Annotated in this window: 23 protein-coding genes; 2 read left to right on the top strand and 21 right to left on the bottom strand. The window is 63.9% G+C overall.

Annotation, left to right across the window (positions count from 1 at the left end; all coding sequences use genetic code 11):
- Nucleotides 1-17: 17 nt before the first annotated feature.
- The 5 genes from miaA to ACNAOU_RS08030 all read right to left on the bottom strand — a co-directional run bounded on the left by miaA (nt 18) and on the right by ACNAOU_RS08030 (nt 4,533).
- Nucleotides 18-935 (bottom strand): tRNA (adenosine(37)-N6)-dimethylallyltransferase MiaA, encoded by a 918-nt coding sequence (gene miaA / locus ACNAOU_RS08050; RefSeq protein WP_039240614.1) that lies wholly within the window; start codon nt 933-935, stop codon nt 18-20.
- Nucleotides 936-949: 14 nt separating this feature from the next.
- Entirely contained in the window at nt 950-2,479 is a 1,530-nt protein-coding gene (miaB, locus tag ACNAOU_RS08045) for a tRNA (N6-isopentenyl adenosine(37)-C2)-methylthiotransferase MiaB (RefSeq protein WP_422758394.1), read from the bottom strand.
- Complete coding sequence (locus tag ACNAOU_RS08040) at nt 2,479-3,021, bottom strand: regulatory protein RecX (RefSeq protein ID WP_039240611.1); 543 nt, start codon at nt 3,019-3,021, stop codon at nt 2,479-2,481. The genes miaB and ACNAOU_RS08040 overlap by 1 nt, the downstream gene beginning before the upstream one ends.
- Nucleotides 3,011-4,051: a recombinase RecA gene (recA, locus tag ACNAOU_RS08035; protein WP_018779075.1), complete on the bottom strand. Its 1,041-nt coding sequence runs from the start codon at nt 4,049-4,051 to the stop codon at nt 3,011-3,013. Before recA ends, ACNAOU_RS08040 begins: the two co-directional genes overlap by 11 nt.
- A 257-nt stretch (nt 4,052-4,308) precedes the next feature.
- Nucleotides 4,309-4,533, bottom strand: coding sequence for a DUF3046 domain-containing protein (locus ACNAOU_RS08030; protein WP_026267343.1), 225 nt, complete (start codon nt 4,531-4,533; stop codon nt 4,309-4,311).
- Between the two features lie 41 nt (nt 4,534-4,574).
- Between ACNAOU_RS08030 and ACNAOU_RS08025 the strand changes: the two genes are divergently transcribed.
- A complete protein-coding gene (locus ACNAOU_RS08025) occupies nt 4,575-5,123 on the top strand; it encodes a MarR family winged helix-turn-helix transcriptional regulator (protein ID WP_051088528.1) in 549 nt (182 codons plus the stop codon).
- Nucleotides 5,124-5,198: 75 nt separating this feature from the next.
- On the opposite strand, the gene ACNAOU_RS08020 is transcribed toward ACNAOU_RS08025, so the two are convergent.
- The 7 genes from ACNAOU_RS08020 to ACNAOU_RS07990 all read right to left on the bottom strand — a co-directional run bounded on the left by ACNAOU_RS08020 (nt 5,199) and on the right by ACNAOU_RS07990 (nt 12,898).
- Nucleotides 5,199-5,633: a helix-turn-helix domain-containing protein gene (locus ACNAOU_RS08020; RefSeq protein WP_018779072.1), complete on the bottom strand. Its 435-nt coding sequence runs from the start codon at nt 5,631-5,633 to the stop codon at nt 5,199-5,201.
- A gap of 137 nt (nt 5,634-5,770) precedes the next feature.
- On the bottom strand, nt 5,771-6,274 hold the full coding sequence (locus ACNAOU_RS08015; protein ID WP_422758393.1) for a CinA family protein: 504 nt from the start codon (nt 6,272-6,274) through the stop codon (nt 5,771-5,773).
- Nucleotides 6,271-6,873, bottom strand: a complete 603-nt coding sequence (pgsA, locus tag ACNAOU_RS08010; RefSeq protein WP_422758392.1) for a CDP-diacylglycerol--glycerol-3-phosphate 3-phosphatidyltransferase — start codon at nt 6,871-6,873, stop codon at nt 6,271-6,273. Before pgsA ends, ACNAOU_RS08015 begins: the two co-directional genes overlap by 4 nt.
- Nucleotides 6,874-6,912: 39 nt before the next feature.
- Entirely contained in the window at nt 6,913-9,777 is a 2,865-nt protein-coding gene (locus tag ACNAOU_RS08005; RefSeq protein WP_055977918.1) for an FtsK/SpoIIIE family DNA translocase, read from the bottom strand.
- A gap of 75 nt (nt 9,778-9,852) precedes the next feature.
- Nucleotides 9,853-11,544, bottom strand: coding sequence for a ribonuclease J (locus ACNAOU_RS08000; protein WP_018779068.1), 1,692 nt, complete (start codon nt 11,542-11,544; stop codon nt 9,853-9,855).
- Between the two features lie 6 nt (nt 11,545-11,550).
- Nucleotides 11,551-12,483: a 4-hydroxy-tetrahydrodipicolinate synthase gene (gene dapA / locus ACNAOU_RS07995; RefSeq protein ID WP_018779067.1), complete on the bottom strand. Its 933-nt coding sequence runs from the start codon at nt 12,481-12,483 to the stop codon at nt 11,551-11,553.
- A gap of 79 nt (nt 12,484-12,562) precedes the next feature.
- Complete coding sequence (locus ACNAOU_RS07990; RefSeq protein ID WP_026267342.1) at nt 12,563-12,898, bottom strand: hypothetical protein; 336 nt, start codon at nt 12,896-12,898, stop codon at nt 12,563-12,565.
- Nucleotides 12,899-13,005: 107 nt separating this feature from the next.
- Here ACNAOU_RS07990 and ACNAOU_RS07985 point away from each other — a divergent pair, with 107 nt between their 5' ends.
- Complete coding sequence (locus ACNAOU_RS07985; protein ID WP_275778868.1) at nt 13,006-14,241, top strand: heparan-alpha-glucosaminide N-acetyltransferase domain-containing protein; 1,236 nt, start codon at nt 13,006-13,008, stop codon at nt 14,239-14,241.
- Here ACNAOU_RS07985 and ACNAOU_RS07980 read toward each other — a convergent pair.
- The 9 genes from ACNAOU_RS07980 to ACNAOU_RS07940 are packed head-to-tail and all read right to left on the bottom strand — an operon-like array spanning nt 14,217 to nt 21,834.
- Entirely contained in the window at nt 14,217-14,705 is a 489-nt protein-coding gene (locus ACNAOU_RS07980; protein ID WP_018779064.1) for a hypothetical protein, read from the bottom strand. The genes ACNAOU_RS07985 and ACNAOU_RS07980 overlap by 25 nt on opposite strands.
- A 3-nt stretch (nt 14,706-14,708) precedes the next feature.
- Nucleotides 14,709-15,467: a 4-hydroxy-tetrahydrodipicolinate reductase gene (dapB, locus tag ACNAOU_RS07975; protein WP_018779063.1), complete on the bottom strand. Its 759-nt coding sequence runs from the start codon at nt 15,465-15,467 to the stop codon at nt 14,709-14,711.
- A gap of 51 nt (nt 15,468-15,518) precedes the next feature.
- Nucleotides 15,519-15,974, bottom strand: a complete 456-nt coding sequence (locus ACNAOU_RS07970; protein ID WP_422758391.1) for a molybdenum cofactor biosynthesis protein MoaE — start codon at nt 15,972-15,974, stop codon at nt 15,519-15,521.
- Nucleotides 15,964-16,467: a MogA/MoaB family molybdenum cofactor biosynthesis protein gene (locus ACNAOU_RS07965; protein WP_275778865.1), complete on the bottom strand. Its 504-nt coding sequence runs from the start codon at nt 16,465-16,467 to the stop codon at nt 15,964-15,966. The genes ACNAOU_RS07970 and ACNAOU_RS07965 overlap by 11 nt, the downstream gene beginning before the upstream one ends.
- A complete protein-coding gene (gene moaC / locus ACNAOU_RS07960; RefSeq protein WP_018779060.1) occupies nt 16,464-17,000 on the bottom strand; it encodes a cyclic pyranopterin monophosphate synthase MoaC in 537 nt (178 codons plus the stop codon). Before moaC ends, ACNAOU_RS07965 begins: the two co-directional genes overlap by 4 nt.
- Entirely contained in the window at nt 16,988-18,211 is a 1,224-nt protein-coding gene (gene glp, locus ACNAOU_RS07955) for a gephyrin-like molybdotransferase Glp (protein ID WP_275779898.1), read from the bottom strand. The genes moaC and glp overlap by 13 nt, the downstream gene beginning before the upstream one ends.
- A 56-nt stretch (nt 18,212-18,267) precedes the next feature.
- On the bottom strand, nt 18,268-19,857 hold the full coding sequence (locus ACNAOU_RS07950; protein ID WP_422758390.1) for a molybdopterin-dependent oxidoreductase: 1,590 nt from the start codon (nt 19,855-19,857) through the stop codon (nt 18,268-18,270).
- Complete coding sequence (locus ACNAOU_RS07945) at nt 19,854-21,098, bottom strand: sensor histidine kinase (protein ID WP_018779057.1); 1,245 nt, start codon at nt 21,096-21,098, stop codon at nt 19,854-19,856. Before ACNAOU_RS07945 ends, ACNAOU_RS07950 begins: the two co-directional genes overlap by 4 nt.
- Nucleotides 21,088-21,834, bottom strand: a complete 747-nt coding sequence (locus ACNAOU_RS07940) for a response regulator transcription factor (RefSeq protein ID WP_039240593.1) — start codon at nt 21,832-21,834, stop codon at nt 21,088-21,090. The genes ACNAOU_RS07945 and ACNAOU_RS07940 overlap by 11 nt, the downstream gene beginning before the upstream one ends.
- Between the last annotated feature and the right edge of the window lie 62 nt (nt 21,835-21,896).

The following is a 21,896-nucleotide window of genomic DNA, read 5'->3' as shown; positions in this document are numbered from 1 at the left end:
CCAGAAATCACCCAAGGTTACCCCTGGGCGAGGATTGCCGACACGGCCCGGGATGTCAGCCCGGGGTCCTTCCAGTCCAACCATGAGATCCGTGGGTCTGCCCGGAACCAGGTGAGCTGGCGGCGCGCGAACTGCCTTGTGGCGACGATGGTCTCCTCGGCCGCGGCCGGCACGTCCATGTCACCGTCCAGGACTTTGAGGAACTGGGCGTACCCCAGAGCCCTTGATGCTGTTTTGCCCTGGCGCAATCCCAAGGTGTCGAGTCGCGCGACCTCGTTCTCCAGGCCGGTCTCGACCATGCGGTGCACTCGGCGGGCAAGCCGCTCCCTGAGTTCTTCGCGGTCAACGGAAAGGCCGATCTGAACAGCGGGTTGATAGTACTCCCTCTGGGGCATGAAGGAACTGAAGGCTCGACCTGTCAGTCCGTGGACCTCCAAAGCACGAATTACCCTTCGGGCGTCGCCAAGACGGGCTGCCGAGACCGGGTCCACTTCCTCCAGGCGGGCCCTGAGCGGAGCCAGTCCTTTGGCTTCGTATTCGTCCTCGAGGCTTCGGCGCAGAGCGGGATCCGTTCCCGGAAACTCCAGGATGTCCAGGGCCGCGCGCACGTACAGTCCAGATCCGCCCACCAGAATGGCGTGCTTCCCCCTGGAGTGGATGTCCTCGATGACTGCGCGGCATTCGCTTTGGAAGTCCGCCACGCTTGCCTCTTGCGTGACATCCATGATGTCCAGGAGATGATGCGGAACGCCTTTCCGCTCTTCCATGCTGATCTTGGCTGTGCCGATGTCCATGCCCCGGTAGAACTGCAGCGCGTCAGCATTGATGACTTCTCCACCGAGCGCCAGGGCGATGTTGACGCCCAGATCCGACTTGCCCGAACCTGTGGGCCCGACCACGGCGATGACAGGCCGGGCCTGCTGGGAATCCGACATGGAATGGACGACGGCTACGCGCGGCGGATCGGCAATGCGGGCATGCCCAAGGACACCCCGGTCTTGCCGCCGGATGTGCCTGGTGCGGGAACACCGCAGGAGTCGGCCTGCGAACGGTCCCAGGCATCTCCGGCCCTGGAACGCCGCAGGACGTAGTCATTGGTTGTCGAGGGGTCGGCTACCAAGTGGAAAGCGGCTGCTTCCGTAATGGTCACCGTCACGAAGTCCCCGGGACGGGGGGTTTCCGCACCGTCAGGGACGGAAAAGTGCACAAGCCGCTGGTCCTTGGACCGCCCGGAAAGCCGATGGGTCGCCTCGGCCTTCCTGCCTGCCTGGGCTGTCACCAAGACCTCTACCTGCCGGCCAAGCTGCGCGGCGTTTTCCTCGGCGGCGACACGGTCCTGCAGGGCAGTGAGCCGTTCGAAGCGCTCCTGGACCACCGCTTTAGGCAGCTGATCAGGCAAGTCCGCTGCCGGTGTTCCCGGACGCTTGGAGTACTGGAACGTGAAGGCCGAGGAGAACCGCGACTTCTCCACGACATCCAAGGTCGCTTGGAAATCCTCTTCGGTTTCACCCGGGAATCCAACAATGATGTCAGTGGTGATGGCAGCGTGCGGAATCCGCTCACGCACTTTGTCCAGGATGCCCAGGAAGCGGCTGGAGCGGTAGGAACGACGCATGTCCTTGAGGACTTTGTCCGATCCCGACTGCAGTGGCATATGAAGCTGCGGCATCACATTGGGGGTTTCAGCCATGGCATCGATGACGTCATCGGTGAAGGCCGCGGGGTGGGGGCTGGTAAACCGCACGCGTTCGAGACCCTCGATGTCACCGCAGGCACGGAGGAGTTTGGAAAAGGCCAGGCGATCGCCGAATTCCACCCCGTACGAGTTCACGTTCTGGCCCAGCAACGTCACTTCGACAACGCCGTCATCGACGAGGGCCTGGATTTCCGCGAGGATCTCGCCTGGACGGCGGTCCTTTTCCTTGCCGCGCAGCGAGGGAACAATGCAGAACGTGCAGGTGTTGTTGCAACCGACTGAAATGGAAACCCACCCCGAGTACACAGACTCACGCTTGGTAGGAAGCGTGGACGGAAAGACGTCCAGGGATTCGAGGATTTCGAGTTGGGCCTCGTTGTTGTGCCGGGCCCGTTTGAGGAGGGCCGGCAGGGCGCCCACATTGTGGGTGCCGAAGACAGCATCCACCCACGGCGCTTTCCGGACAATGGTCTCGCGGTCCTTCTGCGCCAGGCACCCGCCAACGGCAATCTGCATGCCGGGATGGGATTCCTTGACCTGCCGCAATTGCCCAAGGTTTCCGTAGAGCTTGTTGTCCGCATTCTCCCGCACAGCGCACGTGTTGAAGACAACGACATCGGCAACGTCGCCCTCTGCAGGAACGTAGCCGGCGTCCTCTAGCAGGCCCGCCATGCGCTCGGAATCATGGACGTTCATCTGGCAACCGAAAGTACGGACCTGATACGTCCGGGGCTCAGTCGAAGCAGCGGTGGCAGGTGTCGGGGAGGGAATGGTCAAACTCACTACTCAAGGGTACCGGCTTCTGCCAGCACCTCGCCGACGATCCTGAAGGCCAACGATGGAGCGTAGCCCTTGCGCGCCAACATGGAGGCCAACCTACGCGTGTACTTGTCCCGCTCGGCACGGTCCGAGAGGTTCATGCCCGGCCGAAGCTTACGCTGCACCAGATCCCTCGCGGCTGACTCTTCATCCTGGTCACTGAGTTGCGACAGTGCTTCCTCGGCGGCCTCGAGGACGATGCCCTTATCAGCCAGTTCGCGACGAAGTGCACCTTTGGCCAGTTTCTTGCTTTGCGAACGGCTCCGCACCCACATCCGGGCGAATTCAGCGTCATCAATCAGCTGAACTTCCTCGAAGCGGTCCAGTACCGCCTCGGCAACGTCCTTGGGAACATTGCGTTCCGCCAGTTTGCGGGACAACTGCAGGCGGCTCCGTGGCGCCATCGTCAACTGTCGCAGGACGATGGCACGCGCCACGGACTCAGGCTCGGGCTCGGAGTCTGCAGCCAGGGCAGACTCCGGGTCCGGCCCGGTGCTAGCCGTCAACGGCCTTCAGCTTTGGGGAGTCTTCCTCCGGCTTGACGCCAACGCCAAGCTTTTCCTTGATCAGGCGCTCCAGTTCCTGCGCCAACTCGGGGTTGTCCCGCAGGAACCGCCGCGAGTTTTCCATGCCCTGGCCGAGCTGGTCGCCGTCGTAGGTAAACCACGAACCGGACTTCTTGATGATGCCGTGCTCAACGCCCATGTCGATGATGCCACCCTCGCGGGAGATGCCCTGACCATAGATGATGTCGAACTCGGCGATCTTGAACGGCGGAGCCATCTTGTTCTTGACGATCTTGGCCTTGGTGCGGTTACCTACGGAATCCGCGCCCTCCTTCAGCGTCTGGATGCGACGAACGTCGATGCGGACCGAAGCGTAGAACTTAAGCGCCTTGCCACCGGTGGTGGTTTCCGGCGAGCCAAAGAAGACGCCGATCTTCTCACGCAGCTGGTTGATGAAGATGGCAGTGGTCTTGGTCTGGCTCAAACGACCAGTGATCTTACGCAGCGCCTGGCTCATAAGGCGCGCCTGGAGGCCAACGTGGGAGTCACCCATTTCGCCTTCGATTTCGGCACGGGGTACCAACGCGGCGACGGAGTCGATGACGATGATGTCCAGCGAACCGGAGCCCACCAGCATGTCCATGATTTCCAGGGCCTGCTCACCCGTATCCGGCTGGGAAACGAGGAGGGCGTCAGTGTCCACACCCAGCTTCGCGGCGTAGTCCGGGTCCAGCGCGTGCTCGGCGTCAATGAACGCGGCGATACCGCCGGCGCGCTGTGCGTTGGCTACGGCGTGCAGCGCCACCGTGGTCTTACCCGACGATTCAGGACCGTAGATTTCCACGACGCGGCCGCGGGGCAGGCCGCCGATGCCGAGGGCCACGTCCAGCGCAATGGAACCGGTGGGAATGACTTCGATGGGCGCACGGGTGTCATCACCCAAACGCATGATGGAGCCTTTGCCGAACTGCTTGTCGATCTGGGCAAGCGCTGCTTCGAGCGCCTTTTCACGATCCGGGGTTGCCGCCATGGTTCACACCTCTGATGCTTTCTCGCTGTGGAGTGGCCCGATAGGCCGCTTTCCTGTCATCCCAGACGCTATTACGGCGGCCTGACATTTTTAGGTGCCGACTCCGGCTATGTGGATAACCTGCTTGCCGAATGCTGTTGGAATGCGTCCTACGGGATCAATTTTCCTCTCACAGGAGCATATCCCCATCCGAACAGATATTCGAACAATGGTGCGGCGTGTCTCCCGGTGCCGAGGCGTTCCTGCCAGCTGCAGACTCAGTTCGAGGCGGGTTTGATGTCCCTGCCCAGCCGGCGCTCGGGGGGTACGTCCTGGACCTCGCACACGGCCAGCCAGACCTCACGGGGATGGTATCCGGCCGCCAGGGCCTCCACGGCCGTCCGTCCGCCCACACCGGCGAGTACCAGCGAGTTGGCCAGGACACGGGAATAGCCGGCCCCGAATTCATCGTCCATCAATCGCCAAAAGTCACTTGCCCTCACGGATAGAGTCTCTCATGGCAGTGGACTCTAGAATGGTTGCCATGAGCAATCCTCTCCAGAGCGCGCCAGGTCCAGCCGTGCCAGGCGACGACGTCGACGACGCCCTCCAGCAGGTGGAACACCAGCTGAGCCTGCTCTGGCGCCGCGCCCGTTCGATCTCCCACCAACTGTCCCGCCAGGTCCATCCGGACATGGAACCGGCCGCCTACGGTTTGCTCACCGTCATCCGCAGGGAAGGCCCCATCCGCCTCACCGAGCTGGCCACATGCATCGGCGTAGGCAAGCCATCGGTAAGCCGCCAGATCGCCTTCCTTGAGAGCATCGGCCTCGTCTACAAGGAAGCGGATCCGCAGGACGGGCGGGCACAATCCATCCGCCTGACCGAAAAGGGCGAAGAGAAGATGCACCTCGTCCAGGATGCCCGGCGCCAGGTCTTCAGGGAACGCCTCGGTGAGTGGCCCTTGGAAGATGTCCAGACCCTGGCCGACTACATGGGGCGCCTGAATGCCATCTACGGTGACGGCGCGCTCAGGGATCTGGGAACCAAGGAAGCAGGAGCCGATTCCGCGGACAACCCCCCGGGCGCGTGACGCGACGCCGCAGCGCTAAAGAAAGAAGGTCCCCAGCCTCAGGCTGGGGACCTTCTTCGTTACTTATGGAACCGTTTAGCGGGCTCCGGAGAGCATTCCCTGGGGGAAGTCGTCCGAGAGGCCCAGATCGCGGCCATAACGCTGTGAGAATTCCTGCGGGACGGTGTCCGGGACAGCAACACCTTCTGCGACGGCCACGCGGTCGCTGACTTCGCGAAGCATGTGGGACAAAGGAACGTCCAAGGCTGTGCAGATAGAGGACAGGAGCTCGGAAGAAGCCTCCTTCTGGCCCCGTTCCACTTCGCTCAAGTAGCCAAGTGAGACGCGGGCGCTGTGCGAAACCTCGCGAAGGGTACGGCCCTGACGCTGGCGGACATCGCGCAGTACATCACCGATCTCGTGGCGTAGTACAACCATTTTGCGCTCCTTCTGTTCGCTCTGTGCCTGATCAGCCAAGCCCACATCCTTCCAGCGGACAACGCCGTTTACGGATACGGGCTGCTTTACCATCTGTATCGCCATGCTCCCTCGTTGATCCGGTTCGCTGGCTGGCGGACCGGGTATGTTTTTACATCCTAGGCGCCCCGGCTCTTCCGAAGCGACACAATGACACAACTATTGGCAATGAGTTTTTGTTCCCGACTACTTTACGAACGGTAACCAAGGTCACCCAGCGCGGCAAGCAGGCGCGCCAGGGCGGCGTCGCAGGCCTGTTCGCGGATGGACTGACGGTCGCCGTCGAAGCTGTACTCGAACGACGCCACGCCCAGCGCAGACGCCACGCCAATGAACACGGTGCCGACATCTTTGCCGTCGTGCGGCTCCGGTCCGGCGACGCCGGTCGTCGAAATCCCGACGTCGGCAGCGCAAGCCCGGCGTGCGCCGTCGGCCATTGCCTCGGCGACACCGCCGTCAACGGAGCCGACCGATGCAAGAAGCTCCTCCGGCACGCCCAGGATGCCGGCCTTGACCGAGTTCTGGTAAGCGACCACACCGCCTTGCAGCATGGCCGAAGCGCCCGGAGTGTTGGCGAGCGTTGCGGCCACGAGACCTGCAGTCAAGGACTCAGCCGTAGCCACCGTGAGGCCACTGCGGACGGCGGCGCCCACCACCGTCGCCGCGGTTTCTGCCGCACCGCTCCCGGACTTCACGCGCGACGTCCCGCTGCGCGCAGCCGCATGGCCTGGACGACATATTCGACGCCGGTCCACAACGTAATGGCGAGGGCAACCATCATGACCAGGAAAGCGACGGCGCCCAGCCATGGGGCGATCGCCTGGAGGGGAAGGATGTACAGGAAGATCGCCACTGTTTGAACGACGGTCTTGAGCTTTCCGCCACGGGAAGCGGGCATGACCCCGTACCGGATCACAACGAAGCGCAGTGCCGTGATGCCCCATTCACGGACCAGAACGAGAATGGTGACCCACCAGGGCAACTCCCCCAGGATGGACAGGAGCACCAACGCTGAACCGATGAGCAGTTTGTCGGCAATCGGGTCCGCGATTTTGCCGAAGTTCGTAATAAGGCCGCGCGCCCGGGCGATGTCGCCGTCGAGCTTGTCGGTGTAGATCGCTACAGCGAAGGCAACCACCGCCGCCCAGCGCCAGATCCCGTACGCGCCGTTATCGGCCAGCAGGAACCAGACGAAGAACGGCACCAGGACGATGCGTAGCATCGTGAGGATGTTGGGCAGGTTCCAGATATCGGAACTGCTGGAGGTCGCGTTATCACCCTCGGCTGTAGTCACCCCTCTAGGCTACCGTCTTTGCGGCGGCCGCTTTGGGGGCTAACGTCCTGTGAGCGACCAGGCGTCTTCGCCGCCCTCGTCGTCGTCATCCGGGCCGTCCGCGCCGTCATAGTACTCAATGGCCTGGGTCCGGTTGTCCAGGTCCGCCTGCACCAGGTCCTCTGCATAACCGCCGACGGCGATGTTCGAGTTCGCGTTGTCGCTCAGGGCGGCCGTGTGGGCATCAGGAGTGGACGGTGACTCCTGGCCCTTCATCGCAGCAAGTACAGCGGCGAGGTCATCGGGCTTGACCAGGACATCGCGGGCCTTGGAACCTTCGGACGGGCCCACGACGCCGCGGGATTCCAAGAGGTCCATCAGTCGTCCGGCCTTGGCGAAGCCGACGCGCAGCTTGCGCTGCAGCATGGACGTCGAACCGAACTGCGTGGTGACCACCAGCTCCGTAGCCTGGAGCAGGACCTCGAGGTCGTCTCCGATGTCGTCGTCGATCTGCTTCTTGGGAGCCTCGGCTGCGACGTCGTCACGGTAGACGGCCTGCAACTGACCCTTGACGTGCTCAACGACCTTGTGGATCTCGGACTCGGTCACCCAGGCACCCTGGACACGCATGGCCTTCGAAGCGCCCATGGGCAGGAACAGTGCGTCACCTTGGCCGATGAGCTTCTCGGCGCCTGGCTGGTCCAGGACCACGCGGGAATCCGTCACGGACGAGGTGGCGAACGCCATGCGGGACGGCACGTTGGCCTTGATGAGGCCCGTGACGACGTCCACGGATGGACGCTGGGTGGCCAGCACCAGGTGGATACCGGCGGCGCGGGCCAGTTGGGTGATACGGACAATCGAGTCTTCGACGTCCCGCGGTGCCACCATCATGAGGTCCGCGAGTTCGTCCACGATGACCAGCAGGTAGGGGTAGGGCTTGATGACGCGCTTGGAATCGACCGGCGGCGTGACCTTGCCCGCACGGACGGCCTTGTTGAAGTCATCAATGTGCTTGTAGCCGTAGTTGGCGAGGTCGTCGTAGCGGGCGTCCATTTCCCGGACCACCCATTGGAGGGCCTCTGCGGCCTTCTTCGGGTTGGTGATGATTGGCGTGATGAGGTGCGGGACGCCCTCGTAGGCGGTGAGTTCCACACGCTTGGGGTCCACCATGACCATGCGGACTTCATCCGGCGTTGCGCGCATGAGGATGGAGGTGATCATGGAGTTCACGAAGCTCGACTTACCTGCACCGGTAGCACCGGCGACCAGGAGGTGGGGCATTTTGGCGAGGTTGGCCACGACGTAGCCGCCCTCAACGTCCTTGCCCACGCCCATGACCATCGGGTGGTCGGTACGGCGGGCATTCTGGCTCCGGAGGACATCACCCAGGGACACCGTCTCGCGGTCGGTGTTCGGGATCTCGATGCCGATCGCGGACTTGCCCGGGATGGGGCTCAGGATGCGGACATCACTGGAAGCCACGGCATAGGAGATGTTCTTGGACAGCGCCGTGACGCGTTCCACCTTGGTGCCGGGAGAGAGCTCAATCTCGTAGCGGGTCACGGTGGGACCACGGCTGAAGCCGGTCACCGCGGCGTCGACGTTGAACTGCGTGAGAGTGTCGGTCAGCGCGGCGACGACGGCGTCGTTGGCTTCCGTACGCTCCTTCGGAATGGAGCCCGGCGTCAGGTAGTCGGAGGCAGGCAGTGTATACGTGACATCACCGGCCAGTGACAACTGTTCCGTACGCTGCGGAATCGGCGTGGGCGGAGGCGGAGGCGTCGCGGGCCGCGCCGGAACCTGGGCCGCCACAGGGGCGGTCATTTCCGGGGTCAGGACGGGAATGGCTTCCGTGGGGTTGTCGATCCCGGGATTTGCGCCCGCGAGGCCTTGGGCGGCCTTGATCTTCTCCACGGCAATTTCCGCTTGCGTGGGGCGCCGGACACCCGGCGGTACACGCGGTGCGGATGCGGCGGGGGTTTCGTCGTCGTCGACTATTGCGTGTTCGAAAGCTTCGTCACCGACGTAACCTTCCAGGCCGGCGTCGGGTTCTTCATCCTTGCCGAAGAGGCGCATGCGCTTCTTCTTCTTCGGCGGCGCGGACGAGGAGCCGTTGCCGTAGAGGTAGCTTCGGTCGTGGTCGTCCTTGCCGGAGTCGTCCATGAGGTCAACGCCCATGAGGTGTTCGTACGCACCCCGGATCCGGGCGGGAATGGCACCGAAGGGGGTTGCCGTAACGATCAGCAAGGAAACAAAGGCCAGGAGACTGTAGATAATGACCGGAACAGCGACATGGATGGCGGCAAGTGGAGCCGCTGCGAGGAAGCCCAGCATGCCGCCCGCACGGCGCAGGCCGTCGAAGCCATCGGCGACGGTGGGCTGGCCCCCAATGACCTGGGCAAGTCCGGAGCCGGCCAGCGTCATGATCATGAATCCGATGCCCACGCGGTTGTTTCCGCGGCCATCCTGGGGCTTGCGGAACAAGCGGAAGGCGCAGACGAAGAGCATGAAAGGCAGGATCAGGGACATCCAGCCGAAGGTCCCGTTGACCACGCTGTACACGATGTCCGGGAGCCAACCGGTGAGGCCCCACCAGGCAAAAGTAGCGATCGCGATGCCCAGCACCAGGTTGAACAGCGCTGCCCCGTCCCGGCGGTCCGCGGGGTCGAGGTCGCTGACATCGTGGCCGATCCGGCGCACGCCGGCACCCACCACGTGCCCGATGCCCTGCCAGGCACCGGACAGCATGCGAAGCGGAAGCGGAGCCTGGGGCTCGACGGCGGCTGCTTGCTTGGTGCGGGCAGTGCTTCCCCGCCCGCTTTTGCTGGCGGAGCTGGTTTTGGATGCGGCTCCGCCCCGGCCTGTGCCGCCGGATTTATTGCTGGAGCTGCCTCGTGGCGCGGAGGTAGTACGGGTCGCCATACGTGCCACGGTACCGCAAGGGGGTCTGAAATCCGCGGATTTCAGACCCCCTTGGGTATTCATGTTGCTGGCGGACTAGGCCTCCAGGACCACCGGGATGATCATGGGACGGCGGCGAAGCTTGCGGTTGACCCACGTGCCGATGATCCTGCGAACCACTTGCTGCAACTGGTGGTTCGTGTGGTCTGTGTGATTCAGCACAGCCTCTTCGAGTGCGGCGTTGATCTTCGGGATGATCTCGTCGAAGACCGAGTCGTCTTCAGCGACGCCACGGGCGTGGATCTCCGGTCCGGACACGATTTTGCCGGTGGTGCGGCTGATGACCGTGATGACGGAAATGAAGCCTTCGTCGCCGAGGACGCGGCGGTCCTTCAGGTCTGCGTCAGTGATTTCGCCAACGCTCGAACCATCCACGTAGACGAAGCCCACCTCCACTTGGCCCACAATGTTCGCCACGTGGTCCTTGAGGTCGATCACGGTGCCGTTATCGCTGAGGATGATGCCATCCGACGGCACGCCTGATTCCAGGGCAATGTTCCCGTTGGCGATCAGGTGGCGCGTTTCACCGTGCACCGGCATGGCGTTGAGCGGCTCAAGGATGTTGTAGCAATAGAGCAACTCCCCCGCCGCCGCGTGACCGGAGACGTGGACCTTGGCCGTGCCCTTGTGGATGACGTCGGCTCCGAGCTTGAGGAGACCGTTGATGATGCGGAATACGGCGTTCTCGTTGCCGGGGATGAGGCTGGACGCCAGGATGACGGTATCGCCCTTGCCGACAATCACCCGGTGGTCGCCGTTGGCCATGCGCGAAAGGGCTGCCATCGGTTCACCCTGGGACCCCGTGGACATGAGGACCACGCGATCGTCCGGCATGTTGTCGATGTTCTTGATGTCCACCAGGATGCCGTCAGGCACCTCCAGGTAACCAAGCTTGGCGGCGATGGCCATGTTCCGCACCATGGAGCGGCCCACGAAGGCGACCTTGCGTCCGTGCTTTGCTGCTGCATCGAGTACCTGCTGGACACGGTGCACATGGGAGGAGAAGGAAGCCACAATGATGCGCTTCTTTGCCTGCCCGAAGAGTCGGTCCAGTGTAGGTCCGATTTCCTTCTCTGCCGTGGTGAAGCCAGGCACGTCGGCGTTGGTGGAGTCGGCCATGAAGAGGTCGACTCCTTCCTCACCGAGGCGGGCAAAGTGCCGGAGGTCCGTGATGCGGCCATCCAACGGCAACTGGTCCATCTTGAAGTCACCGGTATGGAGGACGTTGCCCCCTTCAGTACGGATAAAGACGGCCAAGGCATCCGGAATGGAGTGGTTGACGGCAACGAATTCACACTCGAAGGGACCGAACTGCTCCACCTGGCCCTCCGTGACGGTGAGCGTGTAAGGCTTGATCCGGTGCTCCTGCAGCTTCGCTTCCACCAGCGCAAGGGTGAGCTGGGAACCGATCAGCGGAATGTCGGCCTTGAGGCGCAGCAGGTAGGGAACCGCGCCAATGTGGTCCTCGTGGCCGTGGGTGAGGACAACCCCGACCACGTCCTCCAGCCGGTTCTCGATGTAGGAGAAATCGGGCAGGATCAGATCAACGCCGGGCTGCGTCTCCTCGGGGAAAAGTACCCCACAGTCGACTATGAGCAGCTTGCCGTCGATCTCGAAGACCGCCATGTTGCGGCCGATCTCTCCCAGTCCACCGAGCGGAACGATCCGCAGCGTGCCTTTCGGCAGTTTCGGCGGCGTAACCAGTCCGGGAAGGGCGGTTTGGGTCATATTGTGCTACTTTCCGGCGGAACCATCCTGGACGGTGAAGTCCATTCCGGCTTCCGCCAAATCCCCGCGGATGATTTCGATCTCGGCCGCGTCCGGCTCCACGAGGGGCAAACGGACAACCGAGTTGGGCAGGACTCCCTGCCACTTGAGAATCTGCTTGGCGGCTACTGCGCCTTGGACCCGGGTCATGGTTCCACGAACCACCGGCTCCAGTTCAAAGTTGATGGACCGCGCCGTAGCGAGGTCGTTGTTGTTGACGGCGTCGATCAGCTCGCGGAAGCGGCGCGTAGCCACGTGGGTGGTGACGCCGACCAGTCCGACGGCGCCGAGAGCCATCCACTGGAGGGTCAGGCCGTCATCGCCGGAGTAGAAAAGAAGGTCGGTCTCAGCCATGACGCGGGTAGCGGCAGCGAAATCAGCCTTCGCATCCTTGACGGCCACAATGTTCTGGTGCTTGGCCAGTTCGATCATGGTCTCCGGCGCAATGGCGATGGAGGACCGTCCGGGAATGTCATAGAGCATCACCGGCAAGTCGGTAGCCGAGGCAATGGTCTCGAAGTGGGCGCGCACACCAGCCTGGCTTGGCTTGTTGTAGTAAGGGGTCACGATCAGGAGACCATCGACGCCCAACTCGGCAGCGCGCTGCGAAAGGTGCACTGAGTGGGCAGTGTCGTTGGTGCCCGTGCCGGCGATAATGGCAGCCTTGCCACCGACGGCTTCCTTGACAGCCCGGAACATGCCCAGGTTTTCGTCGTCCGTGAGGGTGGACGTCTCTCCGGTGGTGCCTGTAACCACCAGTCCATCGCAGCCATCCTGGACAAGCTTTTCTGCCAGTGCCGCGGCTTGGTCGTAGTCCACCTTGCCGTCGTCGGTGAACGGGGTGACCATGGCGGTCAGCAGGGTACCAAGGGCGGGAATGGGCGCGCGAACGTCAGACATAGGAAAAACGTTACCCTGTCACGGCCTCGTTACAAGAATGGGTATCGCGTGACGGTCCTCATGCGCGTTGCCGCGAAGGCTATGCGACCCCGGGTGTGCGGGCACGCTGACCCGAGCAGTACTGCCCTACGGCGCGCTCTTTGAGTTGTTCTGCCCAGGCGACCAAACGCTGCGAGGCCCGCACGTACTCGAACAGTTCCAGGGGCGTCAGCGATTCCACATCCGTTTCAAACAAGCGGCGGGCCAGTTCAGCACCCGGAGCCTGCTCCGCGAGCACCGTACCCTCGCGGCGCCATTGCGTGTCTTCGGGAGGTTCGCCGGCCACGAGCTGCCGGAAAAGGAAGTCGACAACTCCCGGACTCATCGCTTTCATGGGGCCGCCCATGCCGTCCGGCCGCTCTGGAACTTCATTCATGCCGCCATATTATTCGAACATATATTCGAACACAAGGGCGCGGGCCGGGAACGTCCCGGCAGCCGTCACTCACCGGTCGCGGGACCCGGCTGTGAGACGATCGCTGCATGACTTCGCAAGAGACGGCGCCTCCGCGAAAAACACGGGGTCAACGCGCGGCTCCCACCCGGTTGACCGGCATCGACGCAGCCAGGGGGGCTGCCCTCCTTGGCATGATGGCCACGCACCTGATGCCGACATTCGGCCCGGCACCCCAATGGGAGCCAACAATGGTGGGCTTGGTGTTCTCGGGGCGGTCCGCTGCGCTGTTCGCGGTACTGGCCGGAATCGGCCTTGCACTGTCCACCGGCAAGCAGGATCCCCGCAGCGGAAAGGAGCTTTGGTCCGCGAGGGCCGGCGTGGCAATGCGCGCGGTGGTGATCGCCGTCGTCGGACTTGCGTTGGGAGGGCTGGACGTCAACGTCGCGGTGATCCTGGTCCACTACGCGATGCTGTTCCTGTGCATCCTGCCGTTCCTCGGCTTGCGGCTCAAAGCCCTTTGCTTCTGGGCGGCTGGGTGGATCCTTGTTTCACCCGTTCTCGCGTTCCTGGTCCGCCCCGTGCTGCTTGACGGGAACCCGCCGCTGCAGCTGGGGCACAACCCCGGCTGGGAAGATCTGGAAACCCCCGGCCGTCTGCTCGCCGATCTGTTCTTCACTGGGTACTACCCGGTGTTCCAGTGGATCTCCTACCTTCTTGTCGGCCTGGTCATCGGGCGGCTGGCACTGACGACGGCGGCCGTCCAGCTGATGCTGCTGACATCCGGACTCGTCGTGGCCGGCATGGCGAAGATATGCGGCGTGCTGGCCATGGAGGTATGGGGCGGCCGGGCAGCCCTGTCGGCGCTTCCCGGCACCAGGGGCTATCCCCTGGAGAGCATGCTCCAGGTCAATCTCACCGGGCTCCAGCAAGTGGACTCGTGGTGGTGGTTGGCTACGGCCTCACCGCATGCGGGCACCACGCTGGACTTGTTGCACACCAGTGGCGTTGCCGCCGGCGTCGTTGGGATTTTCCTGATGCTTGGCAGGCTCGCCGAACGCATCAAGGTCAATTTCCTGCTGGTGCTCAGCGGACCAGGCGCCATGACCTTGAGCCTGTATTCAGCACACGTATGGCTCGTCTCGGGCTTCACCAACCAACCGCTTCCCGCCGGGTGGACCGCCGAAGGCATGTACTGGACGCAGGCGCTCGGAGCCATCGGCATCGGCGTGTGTTTCGCCTTGCTCCGGCGGCGTGGACCGCTTGAATGGGCTGCCCACATGGCATCGAGGCTGGGCAGCTACCGTCCGGCCGCGGTGGGCTGAGAGCGGAACAGCTTCACGGCGTCGCGCATGGATGCGCGCGCACGTTTGCGGTCACCGGAAGCGTCGTAGGCACAGCTCAGCCTGAACCAGGAACGCCAATCCTCCGGCGCAGCCTCGGCCTCGGCACGGTATTTTTCAAATTCGGCGTCGGCGGCGGCGCGAACGATCCGTCCGCCCGGGGTCCGGGGCAGGGTGTCCTCCGGCAGTCCACCCTCGGCTTCGAGCACCTTGGCCATCTGCTCTGTCCGGGCGCCAAAAAGCAGCTCGCGGATCATGGCCCAGGCGCCAATGACCGGAAGCACCAGGTAAGCCGCTCCGATGCCCTTGGCCACCAGGTTGGGATCACCGAGAAGCAGGAAGGACCGCTGGACCGAGACCACCAGGTACAACACCAAAAGCAAGGTGATGGCACCTACCCAGATTTTGGTGCGGTTCTTCTTCAGGGCTGCCAGGAAATTTCCCACGTCCTAGAGCCCCAGGTCCAAGTAGCCGTCCAAGCCGACCGTCAGGCCGGGATTTGCTGCCACTTTCCGCAGCCCCAGCAAGACTCCGGGCATGAAGGACGCCCGGTCGAAGGAGTCATGGCGCAGCGTCAACTGTTCGCCGGGTCCGCCGAAGAGTACTTCCTGGTGGGCCACCAGGCCGCGGAGCCGGACGCTGTGCACACGGATTCCGTCCACGTCGCAGCCCCGGGCACCGTCCAGCGAGGTTTCAGTGGCGTCCGGGCTTGCCGGCACTCCTGCCTCCTGCCGGGCTTCGGCGATGAGCTGGGCTGTGCGTACCGCCGTACCCGAGGGGGCATCCACCTTGTCGGGGTGGTGCAGTTCGATGACTTCCACGGATTCAAAGTACTGGGAAGCCTTGGCCGCGAAAGCGGACGCCAGCACTGAGCCCAGGGCAAAATTCGGGGCAATCAGGACACCTGTGTCCGGCTTCTGCTCCAGCAGCGCCCGCAGGGATTCCAGTCTGTCCGCATTCCAACCGGTGGTACCCACAACAGCGTGGATTCCGTGCTCAACTGCGAACCGGACGTTGGTTTCGGTGATATCCGGAACGGTGAGGTCAACAACGTACTGTGCACCGGCGTCGAGCAGTTTCTCCAGCGAATCACCACGGCCGAGCGCTGCCACGAGCGTCATGTCCCCTGCTGCTTCAATGGCCTTGACGGCTTCGATTCCCATGCGCCCATTGGCGCCCAGCACAGCAACAGCAAGTTGTTCGGTCATACCTTTAACCCTACCGCCGGGCAGGACCCGGGAAGGAACCGTGACAGCTTCCTACTCCCCCGCACCCACCCATTCAACGGTGCCGTCGGAGAAGAACTGTTCCTTCCAGATGGGGACCTGCTCCTTGACCCGGTCCACGAGTTCCGAGCAAACAGCGAACGCCTTTCCACGGTGGGCAGCTGCAACCGCACACACCAGCGCGGGATCACCAATCTCCAGCGTGCCTATCCTGTGGGCAGCCCAGATACGGACCGGCTGGTCAGCCTCGCCCGAGTGCTCTGCGACGAGCCGGGCCACGACCTCGGACATGACCTGATGCGCTGTGGGATGGGCGCTGTAGCTCAACCGGTCCACTGCCTTGCCGCCGTCGTGGTTGCGCACAACGCCGCTGAAGCTGACGACCGCGCCGGCAGTGTCCGATTCCACTGCACTGATGGCCTGGTCCACCGAGATCGGCTCGGAACTGAGGACAGCGCTGACAACTTCGAAGTCTGTTTCAGTGCCCATGGCTTCCTTCCAATTGCTCGCAGAGATGCCCGATCACAGGGTCAAGGACGGCCAGTCCGTCCATGACTCCCTTGGGAGATCCCGGCAGGTTGATGATGAATGTCTTTCCCGCAACGCCCGCGTGGCCACGGCTCAGCATCGCCATGGGGGTCTTGGCGGCGCCTGCGCGGCGGAGGCCCTCCATGATGCCGGGTATCTCCCGGTCCAGCAGCGGAAGCGTCATTTCCGGTGTGTGGTCGTCCGGGCTGAGGCCCGTTCCCCCGCTGGTGATGATGACGGCCGGTTCCTGGGTCAGCAATGCCCTCAGGGCGGCACCCACGGCTTCACCGTCCGGGACCACCATGGTGGGGAAGGTGTCGAAGCCGTGCTCTTTGAGCCAGTCGAGAATGATAGGACCTGTCTCATCGGAGTAGATCCCGGCGGCAGCCCGGGTGGAGGCAATCACGACGCCGGCCTTCCGGGGGCCGTGTGCGTTCGGCTCGCATGCGCTCATGCCCTTGCCTCCGGCCTGGAGTCCCCGGAGACGTCCCAGCTTCCGCTCTTGCCACCGCTCTTGGACAGCACCCGGATGTCGTCCAGGACGGCATGTTTGTCCACGGCCTTGATCATGTCGTAGACACTCAGGGCGGCAACGGAGGCCGCCGTCAACGCTTCCATTTCGACGCCGGTCACGCCCCGGGTCTTGACCGTGGCAAGGATCCCCACGGAATCCGTACCCAGCTCAAAGTCCACCGTGACCTTGGAAATGGGCAAAGGATGGCACAGCGGGATCAGTTCAGGTGTTTTCTTTGCAGCCATGATGCCGGCAACGCGTGCTACTGCGAGCGCATCGCCCTTGGGCAGTTCGCCGGCGCCCAGCAGGGCCAGGACTTCGGAGGTGGAGCGGACCGTGGCCGTGGCGGTGGCTTCGCGGGTGGTGACGGCTTTTTCGGAGACATCCACCATCTGAGCAGTGCCGTCCTGCCTCAGGTGGGTCAGGCCTGTGGGGCCTGCCGGGGATTCGGGAGTGTGGTTCACAACATCCATACTTCCACTTCGTCTCCTTCGGCGAGTTCCGTGACGTCCTCGGGGATCTGCACCAAGGCATTGGCGCGGGCCAGGGCATGGACCAGATGGGAGCCGGCACCACCTTCCATGCGGACAACGCCATCCACGACGGTTCCACGGCGCACCTGATGCTTGCCCTGCGGGGAGGTAAGGCCTTCGGCCAGGTGTGCCCTCAGCGCGGGCCTGGGCGAGGGGGCGCCGGCAACCTGTGAAAGGGCGGGGCGGAGGAACATTTCGAAGGAGACCAGGCAACTGACGGGATTGCCCGGGAAGCCGATGAAAGGGGTTCCTTCGAAAGTGCCCAGTCCCTGTGGTCCGCCAGGTTGCATGGCGACGTGGAGGAATTCCACCGGCTGCCCGGTCATGGCCAGGCGTACGACTTCGTAAGCCCCTTTGCTCACTCCCCCGGTGGAAACGATCATGTCCACCGGTTTGTCCGGGTCCGCGAGGTGCTGCCTCAGGACTGCGAGCAGGCCCTCGGGTTGGTCGTCCGAGATACCGGTGCGGACTACGTCGAGGCCGGCTTGCCGCATGGAGGCTTCCAGGAGTGTTCCATTGGAGTCGTAGATCTTCCCGGCTGTCAGTTCGGTTCCCGGTTCCAGGACCTCATCGCCCGTCGTGACCAGGAGGACACGCCAGGGCTGCCGGATCTCCACGTCGACAAGGCCGAGCGCTGCCAGCAGCCCCAGCTGGCTTGGGCCCAGCAGCGTGCCGGCGGCAAGCGCCAAGGTTCCCTTGCCGATGTCGCTGCCGCTATCACGCACGTACGTCCCGGGCTCGACCGTTGGCAGCTCCACCTCCGCGTCGACGTCCGTGGGCGCCGGAAAGGTGCCGGGCGTCGCCTTCTCAATAGGTACGACGGCGTCCGCTCCCTCCGGCATCATGGCTCCGGTCATGATCGGAGCGGCATGGCCCGGCTTCAGGGCTTCCGGCGCGGCACCCGCCGGAACGGGCGCCGCTACGGGGAGCTTCGCACCGCCGTCGGGGATGTCTGCTGAACGGACGGCAAAGCCGTCCATTTGGGAGTTGGCGAAGGGCGGGAGGGACAAGGGTGCGTGGAGGTCGACGGCGAGCACCCTTCCGAGTGCGTCCATCAACGGAAGCCGGTGCGTGCCTTTCCTTGCGGCGGCTGTTGTCAGCAATTCCGCGATTGCCTGGCGGTGGGCTGCAACGGATCTGGGCACGGATATCCTCCTGGGGGCACATTGGCTTCCGGCTACGATCCGGACGTTCCCAGCGTAGATCCTCAGGCCACTTTCACGGTGATGGTGTGATAACCCGTGGCGCCGTCGGGGGCCACAGGGGCTTTGTCTTCGGTTTGCGGTTGGCCGCTTGCGTCAGTGGCCCGGACCTGGACTTCGTAGTCGCCAGGTTGGAGGTCAATGCCGATCTGCCATTGGTACCAGGTGTCGGTGGAGATGGCGCCGGCGAGTTGTGCCTTCTGCCAGGCGCCGCGGTTGACCCGCAGTTCGACGCGTTCAATGCCACGATGTTGGGCCCAGGCAACCCCGCCGAATTGGACCTTTCCAGGCTGGACCGTCCGTCCGCTGCGTGGAACGTCAATGCGCGATTGCGTTTTGATGGGTCCGTAGTCGCTCCACCCCCGGGGTGTCCAGTACGCGGTATCGTCCGCGAAACGGGTGACTTTGAGTTCGGTCAACCATTTTGTGGCTGAGACGAACCCGTAAAGTCCAGGCACAATCATCCGGACCGGGAACCCGTGTTCCAAAGGCAACGGCTCGCCGTTCATGCCCACGGCCAGCAAGGCGTCACGGTCGTCGGTGAGCGCCTCCAGAGGCGTGCTGGCGGTCCAGCCGTCGTTGCTGGTGGACAGCACCATGTCCGCACCGTCCTTCGGGCCGGCCATGGCGAGCAATTCGCGCACGGGCCACCCCAGCCACAGCGCGTTGCCGATGAGGTCGCCACCAACGTTGTTGGAAACGCAGGCGATGGTGATGTGGCGTTCAGTCATGGGTTTGGCCAAGAGGTCGGCAAAGTCCAGTTCGATGTCGCGTTCGACCATTCCGGTGACTTTCAGCTTCCACGACGGAGGGTCGATGGCCGGGACCGTCAGGGCCGTGTCGATCCTGTAGAAGTCCGCGTTCGGCGTCACCAGCGGGCTGATGCCCGGCACGCTCAAGGACGCGCCAGCGGGAATAGTTTGCGGCGGCGTTGCGGGCGCCGGCAGTGCCAGCGAGCTTCTGAACCCGGAAGCCACAGCGGTCGCCCGGGTGAGGATGGCGGTGACGGTCCCTCCGACCGTCGCTGCCAGGGCAGTTCCGGACAGGGCGTTGAGGAAGCTCCTCCTGGCAAGAGGCGCCCGCCCGGCACCGTCCCCGTCCGCGGTGCTCCCGCGCGGAATCCAGGCATCCAGCCTCCGAACGAGCATCCGCAGGAGCAGCATGGTGACAACTGCGGCCACGATCGGTGCCAGCGCTGCCTGCGGGCCGGCTTGGGCACGGGTGACGACGGCGGTAAGTCCCGCCACGCCCGCCAGGCCGGCAAGTGCCAGGCCCAGTCCGGGCCGCCGGCGTTCCAGGATGCCGGCGAGCGCGGCCAGGAATCCTGCGACCACCACGATGGAGGCCACCAGGACGACTTTGTCGGCCGTTCCGAAAAGTTGCACGGCCAGATCCTTCACCCCGGGCGGGACGGCGTCTATTACTGCGCCGCCGAGGGCCGTCACCGGAGAAACCAGCGGGCTGAGGAATCCTGCCGTCAGCTCTCCCGCGGCAATCCCGGCGGCTCCGGCAGCGAGTCCGGCGGCAGGTGCCCACAACCGGGCTCCGCCGGCGGGACGTCCGGTTTTCGTTTGCTTGACTGCCGGCGCGCTCATGATGTGCCTCCAGGGCCCTCGTTTGTTTCAGTGGTTTCCAGCGGCCCGGGCTTTGGCGAAGCCGGAGCGGGCGATGGCTCCGGAAGCGAACCGGCCGGAAGTTTCAGGGCGAAGCGGCAGCCGCCGTCGACGTTGCGGACCGTCACTGATCCCCCGTGCGCCTTGACGATGCCCGCCACCATGCTGAGCCCGATGCCGGCACCGCTGTAACTTCCCTGCAGGGACCCCTGGGTGCCCCGGGCGGGGTCTTTTTGCCAACCCGTTTCGAACAGGTGCGGAAGGTCCTCCTCCGGGATGCCACCGCAGTGGTCCTGGACGGCAATGACAGCGTTTCCGTTGTCCCGCCCGACGCTGACATGGACGTCGGTCTCCGGCCGGCTGTAAATGATCGCATTGAGGAGGATGTTCCTCACGGCCCTGGCCAGGCTGGGTCCGTCCGCCACAGCCATGCACTCACGGTCACCACCGCCGTCGAGCCTGATGCCCCGTTTCGCTGCCAACGGAGCCAGGTCCGAGAGGGCATCGCTGACGAGGTCGTACAGGTCCAGCGCTTCAGCGCGCAGATGCAACGTCCCGGCCTGGATCTTGGAAAGCTCCAGGAGGTCGTTGACCATGGCCGTCATCTGCTCGGTCTGCCCGATGATTTTCCGGTAATAGCCCTGCACATCCGAGGCCATGCCGTCTTCGAGGGCCTCGGTCATGGCACGCATGCTGGCAAGGGGCGTTCGAAGATCATGGGAAATCCAGGACACCAGTTCGCGCCGTGCCGTCTCGATGGCGGCTTCCCGTTCCCGGGATTCGGCGAGGCTCCGGCTGCTGGCTTCCAGTTCCTGTTCAAGCGCAGCGAGCTCCGATGTCATGGCAGGGGCCGCCCTCCTGCCCTCAGGCCCGGAGGTCTCCAGCGTTTCGCCACGGCCTATCCTGCGGGCGGCCTCCACCAGCCGGGCAGCATTCCTGGACACCCCCGCGCCGAGCACCAAAGACAGCGCTATAGCCACGGCCGATGCCATCGCCAGGATGTACCACATCACTTCGAGGTCCCTGGCGGAGATGAACATTGCGTTGAAGGCGCTGACCATCCCGGCCACCAGCACAGCCACGGTGGCTACCACCACCAAGCAGATCCGGACCAGTACCGAGGCCCGCCGAAGCAACCTCAACAGGAGCAGCGTTGCAGCACCGATCAGGACTGCCCAGAAGAGCACCCACGCAAGGATGGTCCAGAGCTCGCTACCCTCCATGGACGGCTTCCGCCTTTCCCTCCGTGGGAACGTCAAAGCGGTAGCCGATGCCCCACACGGTCTTGAGGAGTTCCGGCTTGGTGGGATTTGCTTCGATCTTCTCGCGCAGCCGCCGGACGTGGACCGTCACCGTGGAAAGGTCTCCGAAGTCCCATCCCCACACGGCTTTGATGAGTTCTTCACGGCTGAACACCTGGTTGGGCCTGCGCATCAGGAAGGCCAGGAGGTCGAATTCACGGGCCGTCAAAGCCAGCGGTGAACCAAGCATGGTGACAGTCCGGGACGCGGGGTCAAGCTCCAGGCCTGCCGATTGGACCGCTGGTTCCGGCGTATGGTCCTTGATGCTGCGCCGCAGTACCGACTTGACGCGCAGTACCAGTTCCCGGGGAGAAAACGGCTTGGTGACGTAATCGTCAGCTCCCATCTCCAATCCCAGGATCCGGTCGTCTTCGGTTCCCAAGGCCGTGACCATGATGACCGGCACGCTCATGGTTTGGCGTAACCGCCGGCATACTTCAACCCCGTCCAGTCCCGGCAGCATACGGTCCAGGATGACCAGGTCCGGTGTGCGGGCCGTGGCCACTTCCAAGGCCGTGAAGCCATCGCCCGCAGTGTCCACTTGGAAGCCCGCCCTCACCAGGTAGTCGCGGACGACAGCGGCAATGGTCTCTTCGTCTTCGACCAGGAGGATGCGCCGGTTTCCGGGCTCCGCTGACGATGCCGTATTTGTGGTCACGCTCTCAGCATAAGTTTGCTGCGGGTGCCCGGCACCCGATTCCGCCCCTCCCGGGCGAACCG

The sequence above is a fragment of the Paenarthrobacter sp. C1 genome, from assembly GCF_049315185.1.
Lineage (GTDB): Bacteria > Actinomycetota > Actinomycetes > Actinomycetales > Micrococcaceae > Arthrobacter > Arthrobacter nicotinovorans.
This window is presented reverse-complemented; position numbering and strand designations above follow the sequence as displayed.

What these genes read in the sequence shown, in the direction of transcription:
- miaA (WP_039240614.1), bottom strand. Translation starts at nt 935, where the DNA reads ATGTCGGATTCCCAGCAGGCCCGGCCTGTCATCGCCGTGGTCGGGCCC.
- recA (WP_018779075.1), bottom strand. Translation starts at nt 4,051, where the DNA reads ATGGCGGCAACCCCGGATCGTGAAAAGGCGCTCGAAGCAGCGCTTGCC.
- ACNAOU_RS08025 (WP_051088528.1), top strand. Translation starts at nt 4,575, where the DNA reads ATGAGCAATCCTCTCCAGAGCGCGCCAGGTCCAGCCGTGCCAGGCGAC.
- ACNAOU_RS08020 (WP_018779072.1), bottom strand. Translation starts at nt 5,633, where the DNA reads ATGGTAAAGCAGCCCGTATCCGTAAACGGCGTTGTCCGCTGGAAGGAT.
- ACNAOU_RS08005 (WP_055977918.1), bottom strand. Translation starts at nt 9,777, where the DNA reads ATGGCGACCCGTACTACCTCCGCGCCACGAGGCAGCTCCAGCAATAAA.
- ACNAOU_RS08000 (WP_018779068.1), bottom strand. Translation starts at nt 11,544, where the DNA reads ATGACCCAAACCGCCCTTCCCGGACTGGTTACGCCGCCGAAACTGCCG.
- dapA (WP_018779067.1), bottom strand. Translation starts at nt 12,483, where the DNA reads ATGTCTGACGTTCGCGCGCCCATTCCCGCCCTTGGTACCCTGCTGACC.
- ACNAOU_RS07990 (WP_026267342.1), bottom strand. Translation starts at nt 12,898, where the DNA reads ATGAATGAAGTTCCAGAGCGGCCGGACGGCATGGGCGGCCCCATGAAA.
- ACNAOU_RS07985 (WP_275778868.1), top strand. Translation starts at nt 13,006, where the DNA reads ATGACTTCGCAAGAGACGGCGCCTCCGCGAAAAACACGGGGTCAACGC.
- dapB (WP_018779063.1), bottom strand. Translation starts at nt 15,467, where the DNA reads ATGACCGAACAACTTGCTGTTGCTGTGCTGGGCGCCAATGGGCGCATG.
- ACNAOU_RS07970 (WP_422758391.1), bottom strand. Translation starts at nt 15,974, where the DNA reads ATGGGCACTGAAACAGACTTCGAAGTTGTCAGCGCTGTCCTCAGTTCC.
- ACNAOU_RS07965 (WP_275778865.1), bottom strand. Translation starts at nt 16,467, where the DNA reads ATGAGCGCATGCGAGCCGAACGCACACGGCCCCCGGAAGGCCGGCGTC.
- moaC (WP_018779060.1), bottom strand. Translation starts at nt 17,000, where the DNA reads ATGGATGTTGTGAACCACACTCCCGAATCCCCGGCAGGCCCCACAGGC.
- ACNAOU_RS07950 (WP_422758390.1), bottom strand. Translation starts at nt 19,857, where the DNA reads ATGAGCGCGCCGGCAGTCAAGCAAACGAAAACCGGACGTCCCGCCGGC.
- ACNAOU_RS07945 (WP_018779057.1), bottom strand. Translation starts at nt 21,098, where the DNA reads ATGGAGGGTAGCGAGCTCTGGACCATCCTTGCGTGGGTGCTCTTCTGG.